This window comes from Paraburkholderia sp. LEh10, from assembly GCF_017814945.1.
Taxonomy (GTDB): Bacteria; Pseudomonadota; Gammaproteobacteria; order Burkholderiales; family Burkholderiaceae; genus Paraburkholderia.
The window spans coordinates 1-1,732 of the sequence record NZ_JAGIPX010000191.1 but is presented as its reverse complement, the minus strand read 5'-3'; the positions used below and the strand labels follow the sequence as shown (position 1 = coordinate 1,732).

General features: G+C 61.3%; 2 protein-coding genes. Both read right to left on the bottom strand.

What is annotated here, in order from left to right:
- Positions 1–1,224 (bottom strand): recombinase family protein (locus tag J8I87_RS43850; RefSeq protein WP_209938876.1); only part of this gene is annotated, 1,224 nt, incomplete at its 3' end.
- Between the two features lie 2 nt (positions 1,225–1,226).
- On the bottom strand, positions 1,227–1,732 hold a 506-nt coding region (locus J8I87_RS43845; protein WP_209938874.1), incomplete at its 5' end, for a hypothetical protein.

Below are 1,732 nucleotides of genomic sequence, written 5' to 3'. Positions count from 1 at the left end.
CTCATTCAGGGTGTCCATACGCATTTGCTCGGCCTGCAGGGCCGCCTCGATCGCCATTGGCTCCACGACACGCATCACTTCCTTCGCGATCGCGGCGTCTATGCGAGAGCCACCAAAGCTCATGCACTTCGGCGGCAGGTCAAAGCGATAGCATCGGTAGACGGGTTGCGGTGTGCGTCCAGTATAGGCTACCGACAGACGGCGTCCGCAGCGCGCGCATCCAAGCAGACCGGCCAGCAAGGCTCGCCCGCCACGCCCCGATTTTACGTCGCCTGCCTTGCCATAGGCATTGGCGGCGAGCCGCTGCTGGTTGCGCTCGAATTCTTCCCAGTCAATGTAGCCTTGGTGGTGTCCCTTGAGCAGCACCTCCCACTGCTCGAACGGCTTGGGGTGCTTGTAACTCTTGTGTGCACGGCCATCAACGATGGTCGTCTTATTCCCGCTCTTACCGTAAGCATAAGCCCCCGCATAGAACGGATTCCTGATCACGGAGATCACGTTGCGATAACGTATCGGCGTCCAGTCGAAGTGCGTCAAGCTACTACGATCAGTCGGACGCGGGAAGTGGACCTGCTCGGATCGTAACGACATGAAGGTCTGTCGCGCGCTACCCAGTTCACGAAAGCGGGAAAAGATCAGGCGTATCACTTCCTGCAGTCTCTGGTTCGGATCGAGACCCAGACCGACCTCTCGATGCCAGAGGTAGCCAATCGGCACGCTGATGCGCAATTCACCGCGCTGAGCCTTGGCACGCGCGGCGTCGAGCATACGCGTTCGAAGCACGTTGAGCTCGAACTCGCTGATGCTGCCCTTCATGCCAAGCAATAACCGGTCGTTCGGCCGGCAGGGATCGTACACGCCGTCAAGGTCGAGGACCCTCGCCTCGACGAGACCGCACAGTTCGAGCAGATGGTGCCAGTCGCGCCCGTTACGGGCAAGACGTGATGCATCCAGGCACAGGACAGCCCCGACTTCGCCGGCACAAAGCAATGCCACGAGGCGCTCAAACCCCGGCCGAGCCACCGCTCCGCTCGCCGATCGGCCCAAGTCGTCGTCGATGACCTCGATATCGCGAAACCCGCGACGCTTTGCTTCGTCCACGAGCTCGTACTGGCGACGCTTGCTCTCCAGGTTCACCTGGACCTGAGCCTGCGTCGACTGCCGAACATAAACTACCGCCTTGCGCTTGAGAAGGGGCGCCGGAAGACGATCAGCGTTCGTCATCGTCACACTCCTTCGCAGTGGTGGCGCCCGCGGCTTTTATCAGCAGGCTCGCAAGACGCGTGATCGCCCTTGCGCGCTGCTCCGCGTTCATTCCCTGAAGCTCGGCGTTGTCGACCCTCATGCTCATCTGGCGCGGCGTCACCGCTGGCGATTGCGTTCGCGCTGGAACGCCCTTTGGCAGCTTGTCCATTGCGTTTCTCCCGGACGATGTTGGAACCGTCCGGAGAGTGTGCACGCAAGCGCCGATCAGCAAGCAGCCGATGCAGGTCGCATAACACCGCCACGGTGACTCTCGGCTCGCCAAGCTCCATGGCTGAACACACGGCGCGATCCAGCATCCACGCCGCCACCACCCTGACTATCCCGGGGCCGGCTTCAACATGAACCACGCGACCACCGCTGCGTTCCTCGACGTCTCGAACCTTGACGCGGCGACCATATAGCGGATGCCAACGATAATGGACTTCAATTTCCTGCCCGATATGGGCAGAATGAGCACGAGCTTGCC